The following is a 21,312-nucleotide window of genomic DNA, read 5'->3' on the forward strand; positions in this document are numbered from 1 at the left end:
AAAAAAAAGGGAAATCTTAGTAGAAGCTAAGACTAAAAATTATAGTTATTCACTCAGAACGATTTGGGAGCAAGTCAAATTTGTAGATACATTTGAATATAGAAATTACCCAATCCTATATTTAATAATAGCGTCATTTCTCGATCGCTTTTTTTTTACTTTGGAAAATTTTTAAATCTATTTGTGCGTTTCCAATCTCACTTAACTGTTTATTAGTAAAAGTTTTTTGAAAAGCCAGCAACATATTTTGAATATCTTCTAGATCGAAAAGAGAATGAATTGAGTATCGATCTATTTTTCTGATTTTTAGCATAAGATAAGTATTTGGGCATAATTATTTACACACTCATAATTGACGAGTGAACCTGCTGAGGTTTCCTCAGCCAAGGAACGCGCGAGTCTTGCCTGTTCTCTCTTGCCTCTTGCCTATCTCCACGCTCGTAATCTATTTTGTAAGGGTACTTATTTAGCTACAAATACTGCGATCGCTCTTCTCAATACTGCTATTATATTGAAAATAATTGGCTACCCTATTACATCCTTTCCCTAATAAATTATCTAGTTTTAAATTCCACCAAAATAAGCCTTGTTGTTCATCTGCACTGATAATATTTTGCTCATTATTACTAAAGGCAATACTGTTGATTTGGGAGACATGACCCTGTAGAGTTTTAATTAATGAGCCATCTTTAATATTCCATATTTTAATCGTGCGATCTGCACTAGCAGAGACTAATAAATTACCATTTTTACTAAATAGCAAATCTGTAACACCATCTTGATGTCCTGATAGAGTTTGTAAAGGAGTGGGGTTGACTTCTCCTGATGCTTGAATATCCCATAATTTAATCGTGTTGTCCCAACTAGCAGAGGCTAAACTTTTATTATCGGCGGTAAATTGTAAGTCGGTAATGGCTAAATTATGAGCATCGATAGATTGTAATAATTCTCCTTTGAGATTCCAGATTTTAATTGTTTTATCGTAACCAGCAGAAGCAATATATTTATTATCAGAACTAATAGCGACTGTTTTTAGACTATCTGTATGTCCTGTTAAATCTGCGATCGGTTTTGCAGTATTATTTTCTAGATTCCACAATTTAACAATACCATCTTCATCACCAGATATTAGCAATTGACTACCCTCCTTGTAGGGAGAACCAAGGGGGGTTAAACTAAAAGTAATACTGTTAATTCCTGCTTGATGTCCTTCAATAGTAGTAATTAACTGACCTTTTTCTGTATCCCAAAGTTTAATAGTATTATCGGCACTAGCCGAAGCTAAAATTTTGCCATCAGGGCTATATTTAATTTGATTAACTGTAGATTTATGTCCCGAACAAGTATAGATTAACTCTTTACTATTATTGTTTTTATTTTGTAACCAAATTCTAATTTTGCCATCAAAGCCAGCCGTAGCAAATATATCTGGATTAATGGGAGATGTTGCAATATTATAAATTCCTCCTTCTTCTAATGAGGTTGGTTGAGAAATATTCCAAACTCTTCCTGTTTTATCAGCACCAGCAGAAACTAAAGTATAGTTCTTTCTTATTTCTGCATTATCTTGGTTCTCGTTGTTATTATCTGTAGGAGTAAACGATTTGTTACCTTCAAATTCAATATCTAATACTCCACCATTATGTCCATTTAAAGTTTGTTGTAAAATCCCATCGCGACTATATATATTAATGCTATTATCAGTAGCAACAGCTAGTAATTGATTATCTGGACTAAAGGTAATGCTGTTAACAATTTCGTTATCTGTAGGGGCGATTCGCGCGATGGGTCGCGAGTCCTTTAGGGAATCGCCCTTACTATTATCTGTGACATTCCATAAACTGATTTCGCCATAATCTGTTCCAGCAGCAATGTTTTTTTCATCACTACTAATAGTAAGATCTGTGATACTATCTTGTGATGCTTGGATAGTTTCTATTTGCCGAATATTATTATTACCAAGATCCCAAATAATCACCTTGCCATCTGCACCACCAGATACTAAATAAGATTGAGAGAACTCAATGCTATTAATCCAGCCTTGATGACTGGATAGAGTATCAATTAACGTCCCATCTTCGCGCCATAATTTAATATTGCCATCACGACTAGCAGAAGCAATTAATAATGAGTTTTCTTGTTCGATTGTAATAACATCTGTTATCCAGTCTGTATGTCCTTGGAGTTGCTTCACTTGTTTTGCTTGATTACTTTTAATTTCCCATAAGATAGCCGTTTTATCCGCACTACCAGATACTAATAAATGAACATTATCTTTTGTGGTTGCGTCTTTTATAATGGGTTTAAAACTAATACTGGTAACGCGATCGCGATGACCTGTTAAACTATTTAGTAACTTACCTTCTTTTGTCCAAATTTTGATAGTATTATCATCGCTAGCAGTGGCAATTAATTCACCATCTACACTATAAGCTACAGCATTAACTTTTTGACTGTGACTTTGTAAGCGATTAATCTCTTGTGTACCGTAAATGGCTTGTTGTATTGTAGCAGCAGTTTTAATTTTGGTTTGTTGCCAATTATCGTTACCAATTAATTTTTTACCAAGGTTTCCTATCTGTTGTAGTTGTTTTCCTGCTTTGATACTGGTGACTACTGATTCTAATTGTTGATTGGATAAGAGTAAGGCTTCAGAGGAAGCATTCATTGCATCAATATTTTCAATTTGGGTAATTAGTTTTTGGCGATAAGCTAAACTACCAAAAGCTGTTGCAGCAACACCTAATATACCTAATGCAACCGCAGTAATTTGGGTACGCCGTAATCTTCTTTTTATTTCCTGTTTTGATTTAAGTCTTTCTTCGATACAAGCAGCTAAAAAATCTTGTGCAGTATTAGTTAACTCGTCATTGTATTTAATATAAATATCTTCGGCTTCGGCTAATCTGACTCCTTTTAAAAGAAAGTCTGGTTGCTTATTTTTTTTCTGCCATAATGTAGCAGCCTGTTCGATTTGTCTTTGTAGTTGTAACCTCGCTCTATTTTCTTCTAACCACCAGCGTAATGTTGTCCAGTGACGAATTAATATTTCGTGAACAACTTCTACAGTAGCTTCTTGTTGCATAGCTTCTTGAAGCAACTCGTCATCATCTGCGGGATTGCTACCACTACGACTTGTTCCTGTAATAATGCCATTGTCTAAATTAGTAACAATTAGTTTAGCTGCGGTTAATTTTTGTAGTGTCTTTTCTACTAGCGCAACAGGGTATTTAGTAACGATTAAATCTGATTTGGTAACGCGACGACGGGTATCTTCTGTACCCTCACCAATTTTAGTTAGGTTAAGGAATATCCATCGCGCACAGTCTTGAGTCTCTTCATCCAAGCTTTCATATAATTCTTGTGCTTGTTGTTCTAATGCACCTTTGATACCGCCTAATTGTTTATAAGCATTGAGAGTTAAGACACCATCTTTACGGTTTTCCCATAGCTTCTGGAGAACAAACTGTAATAAGGGTAAATCGCCTGTTGCACCATCTAATTCTTGTAACAATACCTCTACCAAACTAGGCTCTACTTTTAAGCCTACTTGCTTTGCAGGTTTAACAATAGCATCGCGATAATCGGACTCTGTGAGATAGGGAGGAACTAAAACGCTGTTTTGCTGTAATATTTGGGATAATTCGGCAATTTCTAAACAATTAGCGACAAAATCTGCTCTAATAGTGAGAATTAAACTAAAGCGATCACCACAATACTCTATAGTTTTTAATAGTAACTCAATAAATTTGTATCTATCGGTTTCGGAAGCCAAAGTAAACAATTCTTCAAACTGATCGATAGCTAACACTACCATTGGTTCGGGACGAGTGCGTAACCACTGCACAAATCCTTCCACACCTTGGTATAGTAGTCCTTCAATTTGTAGTTGTTGTTGGGCTTTTTCTTGAGGAGTACCTTCTTCTATGAGACACTGTGCCAAAGATTGAAAAGGATTGTTTCCAGGACGAACACAGCGCAACATCCAATTATCGCTCTGGGGAATTTGTTTTCCCTGTTTTAACTGATTGAATAATCCTGCTTGAATAACAGAAGACTTACCGCTACCAGAAGCCCCTACCACTGCTAAAGTGTTTTTGTGACTGATATGACCGATTAATTTCTGGACTAAAGCTTCTCTTCCATAAAAGTATTGGGCGTTATCTTCCGTAAAAGCTCGTAAGCCCATATAAGGACAGACATTAATATCAAATATAGTGGAATCGTCTTGCTTATTGCTTTTTTTTCTTTTAGCAGGTAATACTTCAATCACTCCCCTTATACCAGACAACCATATTTGTGGAGTAATACTGCTTCCTGCCAACTCTACTTGTAACTGAGATATCCAAGCAGCAACCGATAAGCCATTTGCAGGGTCACTTTTCTGTAAGGTGGATATTAACGCTTGGGTAAATTGCTGTATATTTTGATTTTTGGGTATCTGCGTTTCGCGAAACACCCCTACAGGGTTAATATTGTTAGAAGCAATAATACATTGTCCTCGGTCGTATTCTAACTTTAAGTCCTCTACCCACTGTGAAACATCATTCTTTTCAGGACAGTCCAAAATAATAATCTGTTGTGTAACAGGAGACTGTTGTAAAACCTTCCGCAACCATTCCCGAGAAATATAAACACCATCTCTCAATACTAACCAAGCTTCTCCTGCTTTACCGCATTTAATCCTTCCTCGCAGATATAAAAACGCCGTCGTGGTTTCTTCTGTAGAAGTCGATGTTTGCAAACAAGAGTTGATAGCATCCTTAACATCTTTCCATTGCTTCCCATTGGGGGGAAAATACTCTAACTCAAAACCACCCTTCCCCCGCAACACCTTACTTAAATCTAAAGTTGTCTGATTATTTCCTAAACCATCTACAACTAATGCCCGACGAGGTAAACTATTATTATCTTTGATTCCCTGTTTGCCAATAACAACCTTACCGAAACCTTCTACTATGCGCTTCGGTGTTTGCAAAGGATACTCCGACTGTAATTGTCTCTCCCCGCGACTACTCTTTTGCTGATTAATGAGACGTATTTGTTGATTAGAGCGATCGATATAGCGTAAAGTCTGATGGTAAACATATTGGTATAGTGCGTCTGCTTCGATCGTTCCCTGAGAGTCTGCTGCTTCTCCTCGCAACCCCCGCATGAGGTAGTAAGTAAATACGCCATGTCCTAATTCGGGAAACTCCCAAGACTGCTGAGTTTGGTCACAGGAAAGCAATGCATAAAAGCCTTTACTTTGTTGTGCTTTGAGTCGTAATACTTTGACTAATTGTTTAGTGGGGTTTGCTACCACAGCATTATTTTTAGCAATACCTCTTAGTGTCATCCCTCCACTGTGACAAGCATCTAACCACACTAATTGTTGACTCGCTTGAGTGTTTCCTAACCGTTTTAATATTTCCTGTAAAGGTAAACCTGTCTCTGTTAAGTTATTCTTCTGTGTATCCCCTAAACAAAGATATACCTGTTGTGTCTCTTCTGCTAATATTCCATGTCCTGAAAAATAAAATAAGATAGTGTCGTCATGTTGTGCTGATGCTAAGATCTTTTCTAAACTATCTCGTACTGTATATAATACTGGTTTGCGATCGGCAAAGTCATGATGAATAATAACTTCTCTTGCGGGAAAAGTCGCTGTCGCTTCGGTTAAGGCTTCTCCCAATCCCTGACAATCTAAGGCAGAATATTGAAGTGATGGTAATTCTGCATCTTGATATTGGTTGACTCCTACTAGCAAGATCCATAGTTTTGCGATTTGTGTTTGTTGTTTGGTTGCTTGGGGTTTTTTCTTGGTGACTGCGCGAGGACACATGGGAGTTTTAGGTTAATATGTCGGTATATTTACTCTAGGGTATGGGTGTCTGTTTTATGCAGTTGTTTATTTAAAGTTTTTATTTTTTGCAGAGATATACAAAGGCGCAGAGGATACTTATTATATACTGGTGGTTTTAACTGATAATTTCGATAAAACAGAGAAAAAAGGTTATTAAGCTTCTATTTTTGGGAATAATATTTAGTAGGTAGATACTAAGAATTTTTCTGTCGCATTAAAATTTAGTGAGAAAATTACAATGGCAAAAGAAGATCAACAAGAATGGGAAGTAGAAATCGAAGAAGATATTGAAAATATTGAAGAAGATACAGAAGGTTTGATTCCTTTAGAAAAAAGAGAATTAATTACAGCTTCAAAAGATTTATCTATTAGAGAGTTAAAAGAACAAGTATCAGACGATGAGTTAAAACTAGACCCCTCTTTTCAACGATATTATGTTTTCGATAATAAAACTGCTTCTCGTCTAATTGAATCTGTTTTAATGAATGTTCCTTTACCTATTATATACTTGTCGGAAGAAGAAGATGGAACAAACGAAGTTATTGACGGTCAACAAAGGTTAACTTCTTTTATGAGATTTCTTGATAATGAATTTGCTTTGACTGGGTTAACTGTTTTCAAAGAACTTAACCATAAAAGATTTCAAGATTTACCAAAAGAAATTAAATCAAAAATCAAGAAAAGTACATTACGTTGTATTGTTATTTTAAAAGATTCTAATCCAGATATAAAATTTGATATATTTGAACGTCTTAATTCTGGTTCTGTTCAATTAAATCGTCAAGAATTACGAAATTGTGTTCATAGAGGAAGCTATAGTGACCTCTTAAAAGAATTAGCATCCGATCCAGATTGGCTGAATTTAATAGGAACAACCGAGCTTCATAAAAGAATGACAGACTGCGAAATGATACTGAGATTCTTTGCATTTTATCATGGTTCTAATTTTTACTCTCCGCCTATTAGCAAATTTTTAAATAAAGAAATTGAAACTAGAAGAAACGCATCTTTGGATACTATTAATAATCTAAGACAAGTATTTAGAATCTCAGTTAAGTTAACTTCGAGTGTTTTTGGAGAAAATGCTTTTATAAGATTACAGAGGGGAAATAATAAAAATCATAACGGAAAACTTGATAAAAAAATAAATATGTCTTTATTTGATATTGTTATGGTTGGTTTTACCAGATATAAACAAAGAGACATCATTCCAAAAGCAGATGCCATTAGAAATAAACTTTACGATTTAATGACAAATGATGCAGATTTTTTAGAAACTATTATGATCAGTACTAGCAATAAGGGAAAGGTACAGAAACGTTTTTTAATATGGTTTAATGCTTTGGATGAAATTATTGGAATGCCAGAAAACGAATTAAGGAGTTTTTCTGATTATTTTAAAAAAGAACTTTATGATATTAATCCAACTTGTTCAATTTGTAACCAACAAATTATATCATTTTATGATAGCGTTGTAGACCATAAAACACCTTACTCTTTAGGCGGGAAAACCGAACCAGCTAATGGAAGATTGACTCATAGATACTGTAACTTTGCTCGTGGAAATCGCAATTAAGTCATCTAAAAATAGCTAGAGTTAAATATTGTCTAATAATTAAGAGAATGTTAGTCATCTTATTTTATGATGACCTCAAATCTAAATTAGAGTATCCAAAAAGATCAAGCATAATACTAAAATAACTAAACTATTAAACATAGCTATAGGAAAAGTAAAAACCTTATCCACATAATAACAAAACGCGATTCTGAAATGCCAGTAAAAGCTGCTCACAGCTATAATTCTAGAATAACTAGAAGATGAGATAAAGTGAGACGTTGCTTTGGCTAATTCTCAGGATACTTTAGCTAAACTTATCGAGGTGAAACTGAAACATCAAATATCAATATTCTATAAATTATTACTATGCCAAAAATAGAATATCTAACAGATAGAAATTGCCTCCACGTGGCTAAAGTTTATAGATGGCGATTTCTGTAATAACTTTTATCCCAGCAGCACAAAGCAAACTTGAGGATTATCTGAAAAATAGAACGCGCTGAGAGCTTAAGAAATAAGGAGTAATCGATCGGCATCAAGATAATCCCACTTTCCCTCACAAGTTTCTCAAGTTATTGATTTAATTTTGAGACTGGAAGGTAAGACTGACTTGGCAATTACAAGTGAATTGTTAGTTTCTGGAGGAGAGAAATATTGATGAAAGCAGCAGATATTATGTCTACAAATGTAGTCACCATTGATAGTTTGGCGACTCTTGCCGAAGCAGCCAGAGTGATGCAACGGCATAATATACGAGCTTTAATTGTCGATCGCACTTCGGATAAAGATGCCTATGGTATTATCACTCAAACAGACCTGGCAAAAGCGATCGCAAATTCCCAAAACCCTAAAGTTACTTATGTCTACGAAGTAATGACCAAGCCTTGTATCGTGGTTAATCCCGATTTGGCTACAGAACATATTGCAAGATTATTTGCTAGAGCTAAAATTCGCACTGCGCCAGTTATCAAAGATAAATTAATCGGTCTGGTTTCTCTAACAGACATCCTAACCAAAACCGATTGTTTATACTCCAATAATTGTTTATCCTCAATTGAAGCCGAGTTGATCCCCCAAAAGACAAAACAACCAGCCGAACCTGATTTAGAGGACTGGGCGGACAGCCAATGGGACAGTGAAGAAAATTATATTTATGAAAATTGGTGTAGCGGATAGTGGCTTTTAAGTTAATGGGAGATGGGAAGAGCAAGTAGCAAGTACTTTGAAGGAACAAAGAATGAGGAATGAGGAATGAGGAAATTTTTAAGTAGCCTTATAAGGATTCGCTATCGCGTCGCAGTAGTAAGTAGCAAGTCAGAAATAGTAATGTTTGAACAACGAGCCACGAGCCACAAGCAAACGAACCAGTAAATTAAGAAGCCAGACTAACTCATTGAAAACGATTAACCACTAATCAGTAATAACCAAAATCAAAATTGCAAGGAGTTAATGATGAAAGTCGCAGATATTATGAGTAAAAAAGTAATCACTATTCGGAGTTTTGCTACAGTAGCCCATGCGATCAAATTAATGCAAGATTATGGATTAACTTCTTTGATTGTCGATCGCTTAGATGAATCAGACTGCTATGGTATTGTTACTGAAACTGACATTATTTACAAAGTAGCAGCCAAAGGAGTTGACCCAGAAGAAGTACGCATTTGCGAGATTATGACCAAGCCTTGTATCGTAGTTAACCCCGATCTCAGCGTTAAATCAGTTGCTCAACTATTCGCTAATACTGGAATTCGTCGCGCTCCAATCATTAGAGATAAATTACTGGGTGTCGTCTCCACAACCGATCTTTTGCTCAGAAGTAATTTTGCTGAAAAACCCAGTGCAGTTTTACTAAAAACACAAATCGAACAGGAAATTGCTGAGGCTCACAGAATTTGTCAAGAACGTGGTTTCGCCTCAGAAGAATGTTCTGCTGCTTGGGATTTAGTGGAAGATTTACAAGCAGAAGAAGCCCATCAACAAACAGAAAACCTTAAAAAAACAGCTTTTGATAAATATTGCGAAGAACATCCAGAAGCCAAACAAATCTTTCGATACGATCCTTGGTTTTGCCATTGGGAAGAAGAAGAAATGTCAGTCTAAAAAGGAATAAGGAATGAGGAATGAGGAAGAAGGAATAAGGAACGAGGAAAAAATACGGGGGAGTAGGTCAAAAAGTGGCATCTATCGTGTCGGTGCTTTAGCAAGACTGAATATCTGTCGTAGTATTGGCAAAATCGTGCCACATCTCAGTGAAACTATTGATATATAGTTTTCAAATTCTGTTTTGAACTGCTCAATTATATCTGCTGATATATGTGGCATGATTTTACTAGTCTTCGGCTTAATCTCTTGATTCGTTAAAACTATGTTCACCAAGTCCGCTCATAACTAAATCGACCAACTCATTGACAAACTCCTTAGTTAAAGGTTGATGTTTAAGTAATAAGCGATAAAATAGCGGACTATATAAAGCATCAATCGCCACTTCTGCATCTATCCCTTCTCTCAACTCTCCTCGCTCTACACCTCTTCTAAATATCCTTTTCGCATCTTCTCTTCTGGGAGTTAGCCAATTTTCACGAAATGCAGTTATTAAATCATTATTTGCTTGTCCACAGCCAATTACATTAGCTAAAACTTCTCCTCTCGGACTATTCATTAGTTTAACTACTTTCTGCATTTGCTCCCTAAAATCCTCTTTAGCCATACCAGTATCGGGAAAAGTAATCTCAGGATTAACACCCTCTAAAAAAGCATCCATCGCTAATGCGGATTTAGTTTTCCAACGTCGATAAATAGTAGGTTTTCCTACTTCTGCTCTTGCTGCGACTCCTTCAATCGTTAAATCCATAAACCCAACTTCGATGAGCATTTCATAGGCTGCTTTGAGAATTTTTTCACGAGTTTCAGGCGATCGCGGTCGTCCGCGTCCAGATTTGATAGGGGTTCTAGCTTTTTTAATTTTAGATGTTGACATATCGATTTTGTTCCTGCTATATTAATTACATATCGTAACGTTAATATAAATACTAATCCAAATTATGTCAAATGACTACCTATCGTCAAACCAAATCGTTCAATAAACTGTCTTCATCTAACATTAGAAGCAGGTGCATTACGTCACAATATAGCCCGAAGACTCCCATTATCAGAAGTTGCTACCGCTCACGATCTTCAAGATAGCGGACAAGCGATGGGTAAAATCATTATCGAAATTGCTTAAGGAATTACTATCAATTGCTTGATGGTGATGATAGTTCAATGTTTCACCTAAACTCTGTCTGTACTTATCAAAGTTAAATTAAAAAGGCAAAAAAACTTGACAGATACATTTTGTTTGCATAAAATAATTACGTATCGTAACGCTAATTAAATATTGAATCTCAAATTAATCGCAGGAGCATAAGTTATGAATACTCAAAAGCCCAAAATCTTAGTTCTCGGTGCAACAGGTAAAGTCGGTGGAACAGTAGCGCAATTACTAGCTGAATCAGGAGATGTCAAAGTAATTGCAGGAGTTCGTTCTCCTGAAAAAGCTCAATATCTTAAAGAACAAGGAATTGAAGTTCGTCATCTAGATTTAGACCGCCAGGACACTTTAAAATCAGCTTTAGAAGGGATAGACCGTGCTTTACTTTTGACTGGTTACACCGTGGATATGCTCAAACAGAGTAAAGCCTTTCTCGATACAGCAAAAGAAACAGGAGTACAACACATCGTTCACATTGGCGCATCTGGCGCACCTACAAATGAAGTTGCTCACTGGGGTTGGCATCAATATATTGAAAAGTACATCGAGTCATTAGGGTTTAGCTATACTCATCTACGTCCCGAAGCCTTTATGAAAAATTTAACTGATTTTGGTTGGTTAAATGAAGGTATTGTGACTAACTACATCGGAGATGCTCGTTGGAGTTGGGTAGATAGTGATGATTTGGCTTTAGTAACAGCAGAAACCTTACTCCATCAAGATAAACACGCAGGCAAAATTTATCCCCTCGGTTACGATACTGCAACCATGTCCGAAGTAGCAGAGATTTTAACTGATGTAATTGGTAAACCTTACAAAGTAGAAACTCATTCTCCTGATAAATTTTTAGAAAATATGCTTAAATTTGGCGCAGAACCAGCTTATATTCACTGCGTTTACACCCAGTTTAAGCTCAATATTGCGGATCGAATTCCTAATGCTGATGCTACCTTTAATAATTTTGAAGCCATTACAGGAAGAAAACCTACTAGCTGGCGCGAATTTGTCGAAAAGAATCACCAAACATTGAAGTATTAATCAAAACTTGGAAAACGATATTAGAAAGGAATGAAAAATAAAACAGCATTAGTTACAGGTGGTAATCGCGGGATCGGATATGCGATCGCCCAAGGATTATTAGCCAAGGGATACAAAGTAATTATTACTGCGCGTTCGTTAGATAAAGCAAAACAAGCTGCCCAGAAGCTACAGGGAAATGTTATTCCAGTTGAATTAGATATCAGTAAAGTAATTTATCAGTAAGGAAAAATATGACTAATAATACTACTTCTATTTCAAATACTTTCAAACTAGGAGGAGATTTAAACATCAATCGTCTCGGCTATGGTGCAATGCGTCTTTCAGGACAACCAGGAAACTTTGGAGCTTATCCTGACTGGGAAGGTGGAGAGCAACTTTTACGTCGTGCTGTCGAACTGAAAGTAAACTTCATTGACACCGCAGAAGCCTATGGTGCAGGATTCAATGAGGAAATAATTGCCTCTGCTTTGCACCCATATAAACAAGATTTGGTTATTGCTACCAAAGGCGGAATCAATAAACCCGCACCAGACAAGATTTTAGCTGATGCTTCACCAGCATTTTTAAGAAGTGGCGTAGAAGGCAGTTTACAACGGCTCAAATTAGAACAAATCGATTTATACCAGCTACATCGTCCAGACCCCAAAGTTCCCTTTGCAGAGTCGATAGGAGCATTAAAAGAATTAAGAGATGAAGGTAAAATTCGTCATCTCGGTTTATCTAACGTAACTGTCTCACAAATTGAAGAAGCTCGTAAGATTGTACCTATTGTTTCAGTACAAAATAAATTTAGTATCAGCGATCGCTCGATGGAAAATGTCTTAGATTACTGTACTCAAAATAATATAGCTTTTATCCCCCATGGTTCTCTTGGCGCACATCCCTTAAAACAAGGCGCACCACTAGCTAATGCAGAAGGAGTAATTGCAGATATTGCTACTAAAAAAGGCGCAAAACCCAATCAAATCGCTTTAGCATGGTTGCTGCATCGCGCTCCCAATATTATCCTGATTCCAGGGACTACTACTATTGCTCATTTAGAAGAAAACATGACTGCTAGTTCAATTACTCTTACAAAAGATGAGATTAATTTATTGAATCAAATCTAAATATCTCGATCGAGATTTACTAAATTTGAGTATTCTCAAATAGAATATACCGATTTAAAAGGACTATGTAAATGTTGTTCATGATTGTTGAACGTTTCAAAGACAATGATATGGTGCCAATTTACAAACGTGTTCGCGATGAAGGCAGAATGTTTCCCGAAGGTCTTAAATATATTGATAGCTGGGTAGAACCAAATTTTAGTAGATGTTTTCAGCTAATGGAATGTGACGATCTGCGTTTGCTTCAAGAATGGATTTTGAAGTGGCGTGGTTCAGGTGCGACTTTTGAGATTGTTCCAGTAGTTAGTAGTAAAGAAACCAAAGAGGTGGTCGAGCCTTTACTCGATCAATTGTAATTGATTTCAACCAGATATTGCGATCGCCAAATTTTTTAAATTAAATCAAAAATAATCATGAAATTTGCTTCTCATATCGGTTTAACAGAAGACTTAATAGATACCAAAAGTATCCAGTCAAGACGACAGAAACTCTATAATAGCTTCCAATAAATTCGCGGGGTTGTCTTCTTGCACCAAATGACCTGCATTTGAAATAGACTTAAATTTTGAACCCGATATCGCTTGATGTAATCGTTCTCCTGTCTCAATTGGTATCCATCGATCGCCTTCACCCCATATAATTAGCACGGAGCATTTTAAATCTTGGTATTTCGGTTCAATTTCATCAGTAAATCTACTATTTGCTTGGGCTATTTGACGATAAAATGCAGCTTTTCCTACCTCGCCCAACCAAGGTTTTAATATACCTTTCAGCGTTTCCTCTGGCATAGGATGATGCACTGCACCTTTGACATAAGCAGTCACTATGGCTTCGTGAATGTAATCTGGCATTCCTCTAAATGCAGCCTCATGTTCTCTGACGTGGATAAAGAATGAAGAACCCCAAGGTGATAATGCTACAGGATCGACAACAATAATTTTTGCAAAATCCCTCTTTTCTATAAGATGAGTTCGTAAAACAGTTGTTCCCCCAAAATCATGACCGATGATAATAGGACTATTGAGTTGCCAATGATCTAAAAGACTTGCTAAAACTCTATTTTGTATACCCAAAGAAACATTTTGACCATCTTTTTTTGTTGATTGTCCATAACCTAATAAGTCATAAAAATAAACCGTATAAGTTTCTGTTAATCGCGGAATAATATGTCGCCAATTAAACGATGACCAAGGCGTGCCATGAACAAGAACTAGAGGCGAAACATGACCTTGAATATCGTAGCTGATTTGCTGTCCTTCAAAACTATATTTATGTGGCAATATCCAGTCAGTCATTTTGCTACTTTTTTATCGTGTTTCATTTTTCTTGATTTCTATTTTTGGAAAGATATTGCTTTAATTCTACTTTAGTCATTTCTGTTAAAGGTTTAGATGAAATTTCATCTTCTATTAGAATTGATCACAATAGCAATATTATTATCATAAATTATTACTACTCATTTAACTCTGGTACATATTGATTTTCGTAGTTTTTAATTAATCTTTCAATAACTTACATCAAAGAAACTAAAGGATGAGAGTCATTTTTCCCTACTTCATCAATTAGGTTGTCAAGTACTTTAACCAGTTGTTTTGTATTCTTCCTCTGTATGAGGTGCAACTATTTTATTTGCTAAAGATGACCAAGCACTAATCATTATCTTCTGATTCTTCTTGTGATGCAATAAGAAAGTGTGTTTTACTTTCTTCTAAATACTTTTGTTGTAGTTCTGCTGTGATAGAGTGCTTATGATCGTTGATAGTAATACAGGGTTCTCCTCCTAATAGCAGGTTGAGTTCTCTTGCTATTATAAGACTTGATTTTTGTAAAGCTTCTTTGTTTTTTGTCGTATCAATCCCTGCTTCTTCTAACTTTTTAGTAGTCTCCAATAAATTTTCTATAACTTCAAGCTTATGGGTAATAGATTTTATTTGACCTTCATTTGTATAATTTCTATGAAAATATGACACTGTATTTTCTATCCAAATTGATAAAGTTTTAATAACTTTAGCTTCTCCGAAAACTTTAGCAAATAAACTTCCTGATTCCATTTTAACAATTTTTAAAGGATATTCATTATCAGAAACTTGAAACAAATAACATAGTTCAGAATACAGGTTTTTTATATATTGAAGCTTATCAATAAATTTTTGAAGACTATGCTCTGATTCCAATAATAAAGTTAATTCTTCGTTTAAGCCATTTTTGTCATATTCAAGCTGCAAATTTCTCTTAATGACTTGTAATAAATCTCTTAATTATCTGAATTGAATTAACGATATCTTTTGATTGAAAAATTAGCTCTATTATAGTACTTGTTGAATAGTTATCTCTAAGAAAATTTTCATAGCTTTCTTTAAACTGATTGACAAGTTTTTTAAAATTATTAATATTAATATTTTATTTTATTTTTAAATTATGTTCATTATCTATTTTCTCTATCTGTATATAAATGTTTTCCATGAAAAAGAAAAATTTGCTAATTTCTATGCTTTTAAGTCTTGCTGACAATTCATTTATTACTGATAAAAAAGAATGACGATTTCGAGTAAAAATATCAGTATTGTTGGTTACTAGTACACTTTGAATAAATTCTTTTGTACTGTTTCGATAACTGACTATTTCTTCTGCAATATCTTCTAAACAAGTAATCTCATTGGAGTTTAAATATTCTTGAATAGACTCAATATCATTTAATAATTGAAAAGAATTCATGATATCTATGATTTTCTAGATTTCTAAAAAAACAACGTGTAGTAAGGTGGGCAATGCCTCACCCTACAGGAGATTAATTAGCTACTGTTAACTGAAACTAATTAGCGCAAGCTACACAACCATCGCTGGATTCTTTAAAATCATCTTTTTGCACAGTGCGGATGTAATAAACCGCTTTACAACCTTCTTGCCATGCCATTATCAGAGTTTCAAAGATATCTTTGGCTTTAAGGCTTCTTTCTGGCTCATTGGGGAAATATACGCCTTGATTGAGATTAAAAAGTAACTCCATTGAGATACCTGTATCAATCCATTGTTGAATTTTGGCTACTGCTTTAATAACAACTTTTTGATCGAGGGTTTTATTTTCGTGGTAGTACCAAAAACAATCATCGATAAAGGGTGGTGCAATGGGTACTGTGCCTTTTGCCCACTTATCGTAGAAAAATTTGCTGTAAACTGGCAGAACACTAGCAGTACAACCCTGTACTAAAGAAGATGAAGTATTAGGAGCGATCGCTGTAATATGGGAATTACGAATCCCGTGTTGTTTAATATCTTCGGATAATTGCACCCAACGCTCTTTGTTTTGGGCATATTTGAGAAACCATTCCACGGGTTTAGCACCGATTAGTTTGCCTTTACTCCATTCACTACCTTCAAAAGCTGCATAAGCTCCTCTATCTTGAGCTAATTCCATTGATGCATAGGTACACCAGTAACCAATTTCTTCAAATAGATTGCCAATGATTGATAAATCTAGATAGGTTTTGCTACGTTTGGCTAACCAGTCAGCTAATCCCATTGCACCCACACCAATAGTACGATATTTGTCGTTGTGTGCCTTACTTGCTGCAAAGGGAGGAGTAGTAATATCAATAGTATTATCAAGGATTCTGACAGCTAGGTTACAGATATGAGCTATTTCTGCGTCTTCTAGATTGGCTAGGTTGAGAGATACTAAGTTACAAGAATGTCCTTCTACTCCTGGTTTAACATTGGAGAAACTCTCACAACATAAATTTACTCCAGGGATATAGCCTTCGTGTTTGTTGGGATTTGCCCGATTGATCGTATCTTTAAAAGCTAAATAAGGCATTCCTGTTTCAACCTGAGAGCGCATTATCTCTTTAAATAGCTCGCGAGCGTTAACTTTTTTGTAGAGAGTAATTTTACCCTCGCGCGTTCCCTTGCGACTTTCGTCGTCGCGGGGTCGCTCGTCCAATTCGGCTTCTATCTGAGCGTAAGCAGTTTCAAAATCTTCTCCCCAAAGTTCGGCTAAAGTAATGCCTAATTGTTCTTTTACTTCATACGGATCGACTAATATCCAATCCTGTTTCTTTTCTACCCGACGCATAAATTCATCGGGAATAATTAACTGAGGAAACACATCATAAGCTTTACGTCGTTGATCGCCGTTTTCGGTTTGCATTTCCAGAAATTCAGGTACATCCAAATGCCAAACATCTACGCCAATCGTTACCGCACCTGCTCTTCTTCCCCCTTGGTTAACTGCGATCGCTGTATCATTAAGTAATTTAATCCAGGGTACAATTCCGCCACTAGCTTTATCCTTACCCATCACCCAGCTACCAGTAGCACGAATCCGAGAGACATTTACCCCTACTCCACCACCATTCTTGGAAATCCTGGCTGTGTTGGTAACTTCACTAAAAATACTCTCTAAGTTGTCATCCATGGCAATAATGAAACAACTACTTAAAGAGCCATCGGGAATTCTTAAATTAGCCAGTATGGGAGTTGCTAAAGATATTTTACGTCTCGCTATCGCTTCATAAAACTGTTTTGCCACATCTAATCTTTTACCGGGTGCTTCTAACTGAGCCAATAACAAAGCACAAGTCAAAAACGCTTCTTGGGGTAACTCATCATCTAATAAGTATCTTTTTGTCAGTAATATCGCCCCTGCGTAATCATAATCTTTATCCCACTGTGGGTTAAGCCAATTACCTGCGATCGCCAATTCTTGAGGAGAGTATTTTAAGGTTAGGGCGCGATCGTATTTTCCCGCCTCTACCTGAAACTGTACTGTTTTAGCATAATTTTCGTAGCCATAACCACGACTAACTTGAATATCTTTCCACAAACTCCAGATATGTAACCGCCCCGCCACGTAACGCCATGCAGGTTCATCAGGGCTACACATCGATAGCGCGCAATCTATCAAATTATCTTGAATTTCTCTGGTAGTCACGCCATTTTTTAATCTAGTGGTTAAACCAGCCTCTAAGGTAATTGGGTTAACATCTTGCTTTTCACAAGCCCACTCCACCACAGAGCGAATCTTGGCAATATTAAGAGGTGTAGTTGAACCATCTCTGCGGATAACTTGGATATCATTTTCTGTTTCAACAAGAGAAAACGGAATCGTTGTTAGGGCTTGGATTTGCTGCATAGAAACTTAAACTCAAGATCGTTAAATAGCTTGGATATATAATATAACTCAACTTTCCTTATATATAGTGTTTAATCTCGAATATTAAGCTTTTCTTACCCTACATATAGTTTTTTAAAAATTTCGATCTAAAATTATGCTTAAAACAAAGCAGACTAATGAGCAAAAAATGCCAGAATGTTATAACCTTTATGATCGCGATCGGGAAAAAAGCCTTAACATCAATAGTGTGATGGATTTTCCTGTAACCTCCAGCTACTATAATTAGGAAATATTTCCTACTGTTAATCACCAAACAAATATAAAAAATAATTAGTCAGTGGATAATCAGAGAAGCGAAACTTATCTCAATCACCCTTCTTTTGGACTTTTGTATCGAATTTGCCAAGTCAAAGAAAACCAAAATATTTTTACTACCCTTTATGCACAGCGTTTGTTTTTTTTGGTAACGGTGAATGCTGATAGGTTTACATTCGATCCTATTAGTCGTTCTGATGCTCGTTTATTAGTAGAAAATCGCATACGTCAATTACGCAGCCATAGTAATGTTAAAGATTATCAGGAATTACAAGCAGTTTATCAGCGCACTTTTCAGTAAAGAAACCCCATCTAGTTGAAAACTAGGAATTTATAATTATATGTCCGACCACAGCCCCTGGGAAACCTTATCCCTTCGGTGTATCCTAAAGGACTAACTTTATCCTAAAGGACTAGCTTCGCGTCGTGCGGAGCGGTATCCTTTAGGACGTGTCGTCCGCGATAGACGCATCGTCCGCGATAGACGCTGAATCTCGCGGTCATTACTTCAACCAGCAACGCCCTTTATTTATACTTAATTTTACCCAATTATTTATTCAGTTTTGACGACTCCCATCGCGTCCCGCGAGGGATTCTGGGAGGGACTTACGGTAAACCGTTGTCTACGAGCCTGGACGCTATGCCAGCACCCACGGTGCGCCAAACACACACTACTCTCTCGCCTCTCTTCAGAGGTCTGAGCATACTTTTACTTGAGATATTATTAGCTATGTCTATCTGTTTTGTTTCACTATTTTTAAACGCTTTACTTGTAAAGGCTAGGTCTAGAGTGCTGAACACCGAGTCTGAGTTTTCCTCAGCCTACCTTTTAACTAGAGTGTCCGATTACTGGGAGTCTCACCCGCAATTTAAAAGTTTTTGCGACTTGCGGTGCGACCCTGCGGATGCTCCATCCGCCAAGGAACGCGCACCGTTGCTAATTAGAGTTGATTATCTCATCGTGCAAGTGTATTGGCAAGTTGACCGAGGCATCGAACCTCTTCAACTTGAGCCGTTTCCTTCCATCGGCAGAACCAAAAGTCTCCACGGAGGTAAAAGATGACAAATGCGATCTGCGACAATATAGATCGGATTAAACAAGAAATTCCTTCTACAACTCGTTTAATCGCGGTTAGTAAGCAAGCTTCTCCTGCTGCAATTCGTACTGCTTATACAACTGGAGTGAGAGACTTTGCCGAAAATCGTCTTCAAGATGCTTTGAGCAAACAAGAAAAACTTCAAGATTTATCTGATATTTGCTGGCATTTTATCGGTCACATACAGTCAAAAAAAGCCAAAAAAATTATTACTCATTTTGATTGGATTCACTCTGTAGATAGCCTAAAGCTTGCTCAACGTCTAGATCGCTTATCCGCAGAGTTAGGTTTGTCGCCAAAAGTATGTTTACAGGTTAAAGTATTAAGCGATCCTGATAAGTATGGTTGGCATCCCTCAGAATTATTAGCGGATCTACCTGTATTGGATCGTTGTGAACATTTACAAATTCGTGGTTTAATGACAATTCTTCCTTGGGGCTTATCTGCCGAACAAACTTTGTCGGCTTTTCAATCAGTAAAATCTTTAGCTGACCAAATCCAGCAGCAATCCTGGTCTTTTTTGAAAATGGAAGAGCTATCTATGGGAATGTCTGGAGATTATAAACTTGCTGTTCGAGCGGGTGCAACGATGATTCGCCCAGGAAGAATTATTTTTGGCTCTAATTAGCAAATTAGATTGTATCTAATCCTTAAACTAACTAGTGATTATGTTACTTTTTATGAAGAAAACATCAAGAAAGCTGTTGTTTTTTTTAAAAAACAACTATAACCAAGTTGTTTAATTCTTTTTGGTTATTTACCAAAGTAGAATCGTATTGCCAACCGTGATTATTACCTAACTCGAAAAAACCAGGCTAAAGACTACTGTAATTTATGGCAATAAGTATTTATTGCTAGTGGGTTGAGCTATGAGATAAATACAACTTGGAAAAAAGATAACGATTACATCCCCAAGGAATAATTATCGATCGAACTATCTTTTTCTGATTGTAATCTCAATAGCGACCACGTTTTATGAAGATAGTCTAAAGCCGAAATTCCTGGGTTGGCACATTTACCAATTACCAATAAATAGTGAGCAATTAATTATGTCTGTAACTAATTTCTTTAAAAAACTTGTGAGACCAGAAGAAGATGATGATTATGATTATGTAGAAGTAGGAGACGAAGCAGAATCTTTTGATGAAGAAGATGAATCTCAGTTTTCACCAAAAAATAACCTAGATACTAACCAATACAGAGATCGCCAAAAATTTTCCGCTAAACAGAAAAAATCGATGAAGGATAATAATGTAATAGAAATGCGAGGCATTAATAACGAAAAGACAGAAGTAATGGTTATTGAACCCAAGTCTTTTGATGATATGCCTAAAGTAATTGATGCGTTACGCGATCGCAAATCTGTAGTCTTGAATTTAGAAAACATGGATCCCGAAAAAGCTCAAAGATCGGTAGATTTTGTGGCTGGGGGTACTTACGCTATGGATGGTCACTATGAGAGAGTGGGAGATAATATTTTCTTGTTTGCCCCTAGCTGTGTCACTGTGAGCAATTTATCGGGCTTAATCAGTAATGCAGATGATTTTACTACAGCCCGTAGTCGTCGCCCCACACGTGATTCCATCAGCAATTCTCTTGATTATTGGTCTGAACAAAATGTTGTAGCACAATAATCAGTTAAGTTTGTAAACCTTAAATCAATTCTGATTATTAGTAAAAAGTTGTTGGTTCTAATTATTTCGAGTAGTTCTTGTAGACTACTCGTTTTTTTTGGTCAAGCACACCGCTAAGTACCTGGGCATAATTAATTGTGTATTTTGGCATAGCAGAGGGAGCAGGGGAAGCAGGGGAGCGGGGGGGGAAAGATGAATGTGAGGACACTTCATTAATGTACAACCCACCTTCCGCACGTCAAAGTGTAATATAAAGTAATCAAAAAACGGACGAAGAAAAGACGAAGATCGACAGTCATAAATATCCAGAAAGTCTCCAGTGATGGACAGAAATCAATAATCCGTTGAAT

21 protein-coding genes are annotated in these 21,312 nt (G+C 36.4%); 14 read left to right on the plus strand and 7 right to left on the minus strand.

Going from position 1 to position 21,312, the window contains the following annotated elements:
• Nucleotides 1-133 precede the first annotated feature (133 nt).
• Both H1P_RS17040 and H1P_RS17045 read right to left on the minus strand, forming a co-directional pair.
• Nucleotides 134-313, minus strand: coding sequence for a hypothetical protein (locus H1P_RS17040; protein ID WP_144869527.1), 180 nt, complete (start codon nt 311-313; stop codon nt 134-136).
• Between the two features lie 153 nt (nt 314-466).
• Nucleotides 467-5,824 (minus strand): nSTAND1 domain-containing NTPase, encoded by a 5,358-nt coding sequence (locus tag H1P_RS17045; RefSeq protein ID WP_144869529.1) that lies wholly within the window; start codon nt 5,822-5,824, stop codon nt 467-469.
• 259 nt (nt 5,825-6,083) lie between these two features.
• On the opposite strand from H1P_RS17045, the gene H1P_RS17050 reads away from it, so the two are divergent.
• The 4 genes from H1P_RS17050 to H1P_RS36190 all read left to right on the plus strand — a co-directional run bounded on the left by H1P_RS17050 (nt 6,084) and on the right by H1P_RS36190 (nt 9,672).
• A complete protein-coding gene (locus tag H1P_RS17050; protein WP_144869531.1) occupies nt 6,084-7,421 on the plus strand; it encodes a GmrSD restriction endonuclease domain-containing protein in 1,338 nt (445 codons plus the stop codon).
• Between the two features lie 639 nt (nt 7,422-8,060).
• Nucleotides 8,061-8,579, plus strand: coding sequence for a CBS domain-containing protein (locus H1P_RS17055; protein ID WP_144869533.1), 519 nt, complete (start codon nt 8,061-8,063; stop codon nt 8,577-8,579).
• Nucleotides 8,580-8,855: 276 nt separating this feature from the next.
• A complete protein-coding gene (locus H1P_RS17060; protein WP_186376006.1) occupies nt 8,856-9,503 on the plus strand; it encodes a CBS domain-containing protein in 648 nt (215 codons plus the stop codon).
• 13 nt (nt 9,504-9,516) lie between these two features.
• On the plus strand, nt 9,517-9,672 hold the full coding sequence (locus H1P_RS36190; RefSeq protein ID WP_186376005.1) for a hypothetical protein: 156 nt from the start codon (nt 9,517-9,519) through the stop codon (nt 9,670-9,672).
• 72 nt (nt 9,673-9,744) lie between these two features.
• On the opposite strand, the gene H1P_RS17065 is transcribed toward H1P_RS36190, so the two are convergent.
• Nucleotides 9,745-10,380, minus strand: a complete 636-nt coding sequence (locus H1P_RS17065) for a TetR/AcrR family transcriptional regulator (RefSeq protein ID WP_144869538.1) — start codon at nt 10,378-10,380, stop codon at nt 9,745-9,747.
• 102 nt (nt 10,381-10,482) lie between these two features.
• Here H1P_RS17065 and H1P_RS39885 point away from each other — a divergent pair, with 102 nt between their 5' ends.
• From H1P_RS39885 to H1P_RS17090, 5 genes are all read left to right on the plus strand, one after another.
• Complete coding sequence (locus H1P_RS39885) at nt 10,483-10,626, plus strand: zinc-binding dehydrogenase (protein ID WP_425461541.1); 144 nt, start codon at nt 10,483-10,485, stop codon at nt 10,624-10,626.
• A 186-nt stretch (nt 10,627-10,812) separates the two neighbouring features.
• Entirely contained in the window at nt 10,813-11,691 is an 879-nt protein-coding gene (locus tag H1P_RS17075) for an SDR family oxidoreductase (protein WP_144869540.1), read from the plus strand.
• Nucleotides 11,692-11,721: 30 nt separating this feature from the next.
• The gene (locus H1P_RS17080) at nt 11,722-11,916 is read left to right on the plus strand and encodes an SDR family oxidoreductase (protein WP_144869542.1); all 195 of its coding nucleotides are present in this window, start codon (nt 11,722-11,724) and stop codon (nt 11,914-11,916) included.
• Between the two features lie 8 nt (nt 11,917-11,924).
• On the plus strand, nt 11,925-12,803 hold the full coding sequence (locus H1P_RS17085) for an aldo/keto reductase (RefSeq protein ID WP_144869544.1): 879 nt from the start codon (nt 11,925-11,927) through the stop codon (nt 12,801-12,803).
• A 71-nt stretch (nt 12,804-12,874) separates the two neighbouring features.
• Nucleotides 12,875-13,159: a DUF3303 domain-containing protein gene (locus tag H1P_RS17090; RefSeq protein WP_144869546.1), complete on the plus strand. Its 285-nt coding sequence runs from the start codon at nt 12,875-12,877 to the stop codon at nt 13,157-13,159.
• 117 nt (nt 13,160-13,276) lie between these two features.
• On the opposite strand, the gene H1P_RS17095 is transcribed toward H1P_RS17090, so the two are convergent.
• The 4 genes from H1P_RS17095 to H1P_RS17110 form a co-directional block, all read right to left on the minus strand.
• Entirely contained in the window at nt 13,277-14,098 is an 822-nt protein-coding gene (locus H1P_RS17095; RefSeq protein WP_144869548.1) for an alpha/beta fold hydrolase, read from the minus strand.
• 354 nt (nt 14,099-14,452) lie between these two features.
• Nucleotides 14,453-15,028 carry a hypothetical protein gene (locus H1P_RS17100; RefSeq protein ID WP_144869550.1) on the minus strand — a complete coding sequence of 192 codons (576 nt, stop codon included), beginning with the start codon at nt 15,026-15,028 and terminating at the stop codon, nt 14,453-14,455.
• A gap of 175 nt (nt 15,029-15,203) precedes the next feature.
• Nucleotides 15,204-15,518, minus strand: a complete 315-nt coding sequence (locus tag H1P_RS17105; RefSeq protein WP_144869552.1) for a hypothetical protein — start codon at nt 15,516-15,518, stop codon at nt 15,204-15,206.
• Between the two features lie 97 nt (nt 15,519-15,615).
• Nucleotides 15,616-17,934: a ribonucleoside-diphosphate reductase subunit alpha gene (locus H1P_RS17110; protein ID WP_144869554.1), complete on the minus strand. Its 2,319-nt coding sequence runs from the start codon at nt 17,932-17,934 to the stop codon at nt 15,616-15,618.
• A 136-nt stretch (nt 17,935-18,070) separates the two neighbouring features.
• Between H1P_RS17110 and H1P_RS38950 the strand changes: the two genes are divergently transcribed.
• The 5 genes from H1P_RS38950 to H1P_RS17130 all read left to right on the plus strand — a co-directional run bounded on the left by H1P_RS38950 (nt 18,071) and on the right by H1P_RS17130 (nt 20,962).
• Nucleotides 18,071-18,202, plus strand: coding sequence for a hypothetical protein (locus tag H1P_RS38950; RefSeq protein ID WP_281291179.1), 132 nt, complete (start codon nt 18,071-18,073; stop codon nt 18,200-18,202).
• A gap of 51 nt (nt 18,203-18,253) precedes the next feature.
• Nucleotides 18,254-18,532, plus strand: a complete 279-nt coding sequence (pipX, locus tag H1P_RS17115) for a transcriptional coactivator PipX (protein ID WP_144869556.1) — start codon at nt 18,254-18,256, stop codon at nt 18,530-18,532.
• 537 nt (nt 18,533-19,069) lie between these two features.
• The gene (locus tag H1P_RS17120) at nt 19,070-19,294 is read left to right on the plus strand and encodes a hypothetical protein (RefSeq protein ID WP_144869558.1); all 225 of its coding nucleotides are present in this window, start codon (nt 19,070-19,072) and stop codon (nt 19,292-19,294) included.
• Complete coding sequence (locus H1P_RS17125; protein WP_144869560.1) at nt 19,291-19,956, plus strand: YggS family pyridoxal phosphate-dependent enzyme; 666 nt, start codon at nt 19,291-19,293, stop codon at nt 19,954-19,956. Before H1P_RS17120 ends, H1P_RS17125 begins: the two co-directional genes overlap by 4 nt.
• 421 nt (nt 19,957-20,377) lie before the next feature.
• Entirely contained in the window at nt 20,378-20,962 is a 585-nt protein-coding gene (locus H1P_RS17130) for a cell division protein SepF (RefSeq protein WP_144869562.1), read from the plus strand.
• The last annotated feature ends 350 nt before the right edge of the window (nt 20,963-21,312 follow it).

Source organism: Hyella patelloides LEGE 07179 (genome assembly GCF_900659865.1).
Taxonomy (GTDB): Bacteria; Cyanobacteriota; Cyanobacteriia; order Cyanobacteriales; family Xenococcaceae; genus Hyella; species Hyella patelloides.

Coding starts and splice junctions, on each gene's coding strand:
- H1P_RS17040 (WP_144869527.1), bottom strand. CDS start 313: ATGCTAAAAATCAGAAAAATAGATCGATACTCAATTCATTCTCTTTTC.
- H1P_RS17045 (WP_144869529.1), bottom strand. CDS start 5,824: ATGTGTCCTCGCGCAGTCACCAAGAAAAAACCCCAAGCAACCAAACAA.
- H1P_RS17050 (WP_144869531.1), top strand. CDS start 6,084: ATGGCAAAAGAAGATCAACAAGAATGGGAAGTAGAAATCGAAGAAGAT.
- H1P_RS17055 (WP_144869533.1), top strand. CDS start 8,061: ATGAAAGCAGCAGATATTATGTCTACAAATGTAGTCACCATTGATAGT.
- H1P_RS17060 (WP_186376006.1), top strand. CDS start 8,856: ATGAAAGTCGCAGATATTATGAGTAAAAAAGTAATCACTATTCGGAGT.
- H1P_RS36190 (WP_186376005.1), top strand. CDS start 9,517: ATGAGGAATGAGGAAGAAGGAATAAGGAACGAGGAAAAAATACGGGGG.
- H1P_RS17065 (WP_144869538.1), bottom strand. CDS start 10,380: ATGTCAACATCTAAAATTAAAAAAGCTAGAACCCCTATCAAATCTGGA.
- H1P_RS17075 (WP_144869540.1), top strand. CDS start 10,813: ATGAATACTCAAAAGCCCAAAATCTTAGTTCTCGGTGCAACAGGTAAA.
- H1P_RS17080 (WP_144869542.1), top strand. CDS start 11,722: ATGAAAAATAAAACAGCATTAGTTACAGGTGGTAATCGCGGGATCGGA.
- H1P_RS17085 (WP_144869544.1), top strand. CDS start 11,925: ATGACTAATAATACTACTTCTATTTCAAATACTTTCAAACTAGGAGGA.
- H1P_RS17090 (WP_144869546.1), top strand. CDS start 12,875: ATGTTGTTCATGATTGTTGAACGTTTCAAAGACAATGATATGGTGCCA.
- H1P_RS17095 (WP_144869548.1), bottom strand. CDS start 14,098: ATGACTGACTGGATATTGCCACATAAATATAGTTTTGAAGGACAGCAA.
- H1P_RS17105 (WP_144869552.1), bottom strand. CDS start 15,518: ATGAATTCTTTTCAATTATTAAATGATATTGAGTCTATTCAAGAATAT.
- H1P_RS17110 (WP_144869554.1), bottom strand. CDS start 17,934: ATGCAGCAAATCCAAGCCCTAACAACGATTCCGTTTTCTCTTGTTGAA.
- H1P_RS38950 (WP_281291179.1), top strand. CDS start 18,071: ATGCTTAAAACAAAGCAGACTAATGAGCAAAAAATGCCAGAATGTTAT.
- H1P_RS17125 (WP_144869560.1), top strand. CDS start 19,291: ATGACAAATGCGATCTGCGACAATATAGATCGGATTAAACAAGAAATT.
- H1P_RS17130 (WP_144869562.1), top strand. CDS start 20,378: ATGTCTGTAACTAATTTCTTTAAAAAACTTGTGAGACCAGAAGAAGAT.